The organism is Kitasatospora sp. NPDC059827 (assembly GCF_042731675.1).
Taxonomy (GTDB): domain Bacteria; phylum Actinomycetota; class Actinomycetes; order Streptomycetales; family Streptomycetaceae; genus Kitasatospora.
This window is the reverse complement of sequence record NZ_JBHWIV010000183.1, coordinates 1-1,833: the sequence shown is the minus strand read 5'-3', so window position 1 is coordinate 1,833 and position 1,833 is coordinate 1. Positions and strand designations below refer to the sequence as shown.

Sequence of the window (1,833 nt, the reverse complement as noted above, 5' to 3'; positions counted from 1 at the left end):
GGGCCCGGTCCCCCGCGGCCCCGCCCCGCCCCCTTACGGGGGGAGGGGGGGGCTGCGCCGGCCTCAGCGGACGGGCAGCGAGACCTCCGCCGGACCGAAGGCCACCGTGCCGTCCGACGGCGTCTCGCCGCCGTACAGGCCGTCCCGGGTGCCGAGCACCAGCGCGAGCCGGTGGCCGGCCGGAAGGTCGTACGCGGTGGGGAACAGCGTGACGTCCAGCGGGAAGGACTGCCCCGCCGTACGGCCGGACCAGCTCTGCGGGGCGTGCGCGATCAGCCGCCCGACGCCGAGCGCGTCCACGTCGTAGAGGTACGCGACGGCGGTGCCCTGCGGGGCGGAGCCGGTCACGGTGGTGTGCACCCGGACGGCCCCGCGCACGGACAGGCCCCGCCCGTACGGCTCCGACTGCCGCACGGCGGCGGCCTCGCGGTCCAGCAGCGGGACCAGGACGGTCGGCGGCTGGTGCAGCCACTGGTCGACCAGGCCGGAGAGCAGCACGGTGCCGCCGCTCGCGCCGGAGGACCGGTCGCCGCGGACGGTGGCGGTGCCGGCGAGGTCCAGCCGCTCGGTGCGGGAGGCGACCGACTCCCAGTCCGGGTACGCCTCGTGGGTGCCGGTCGGGCGGACCTCCAGGCCGACGCCCGGCGGCAGGCCCGCGCCCGCCACGCCCTTGAGGTGCTGGTCGAGCCAGCCGCGGGCGTCGTCCCAGATGGCGTTGGAGAAGCCGAGCAGGCCGGTGAACTCCTGGCTGGCGTGGTCGCCGGGCCGCAGTTCGAGGCGCTTGGGGACGGTCAGCCGCCGGTAGAAGTCGGTCATCTGGCCGGGGTTGAAGAAGCTGTCGCTCCAGCCGTTGGCGAGGTAGACGGCGGCGCCGTTGGCGTTGATCCGGTCCAGGTAGGCCGCGGGCGAGCGGAGCTTCGCCCAGGCGATCACGTCGGGGAGGTCGTGGTCGCCGAACAGGTCGTCCAGGGCGGCCGCGAACTCCGGGCTCTTGCGCCCGGTCAGGCCCTCGATCCGGGCCAGCCGGGTGGCGGCGGCGGTGTGCCGGGTCTGTCCGCTGTACAGCGCGTCGGTCAGGTCGGCCCAGCCGCTGAGCGAGGCGACGGCCTTGATCCGCGGGTCGAACGCGGCGCCGAGGAGGGTGAGGCCGCCGCCGAGCGACAGGCCGATCATGCCGACCCGGTCCGGGTCCGCCGGGGTCTGCGCGAGGGCCCAGTCGATCACCGTCGAGATGTCGGCGACGTCCTTGGGCCCGGCGACGTCCACCTCCCCGCCCGAACCCCAGAACCCGCGCACGGTGTACGTCACGACGACGTACCCGGCGGCGGCGAACCGGTGCCCCTGGGCGACGTACTCCAGGTCGTTCTGCCCCCAGCTCGCGGGCTGCACCACCACCGGGTAGCGGCCGCGGGCGTCGGCGCCCGGGGTTCCGGCGGGCGGGGTGAAGACGTCGGCCTTGAGCACGACGCCGTCCCGGGCGGTGATGTCCGCCAGCCGGAAGCCGCCGAGCGCCGACGCGGCGGCGGACCCGAACGCGGGTGCGGCCACCACGGGTTGGGCCAGCGCGGGTTGGGCCACCGCACCGGCCCCGAGCGCCAGGGCCAGGGCGAGGGCGGCGCTCGCCGCCCGGTGTCCGCCGGTTCGGTGGGGTCGTGCCATCACGCGCTGCTCCCTCGGTCCACTTGATGTGATCACGATGAGCCTAGTGATCGAACCCGGCCCCGGAGGAGGCGGTGATCAGCCAAATTACTGGCCGGTAACGTGACCTGGCGGCGGAACCGCGAACGGGGGTGGGACACCGGTGCGAGCCGGTGTCCCACCCCCCAGGCGGGA

General features: G+C 75.6%; 1 protein-coding gene. It reads right to left on the bottom strand.

All coding sequences use genetic code 11. The features are described from left to right. Positions 1-63 precede the first annotated feature (63 nt). Positions 64-1,659 (bottom strand): CocE/NonD family hydrolase, encoded by a 1,596-nt coding sequence (locus ACFV8H_RS41420; RefSeq protein ID WP_380409950.1) that lies wholly within the window; start codon positions 1,657-1,659, stop codon positions 64-66. Positions 1,660-1,833: the final 174 nt, after the last annotated feature.

Bases quoted from the DNA above. Each gene is read 5' to 3' on its own strand.
- ACFV8H_RS41420 (WP_380409950.1), bottom strand. From the start codon at position 1,659: ATGGCACGACCCCACCGAACCGGCGGACACCGGGCGGCGAGCGCCGCC.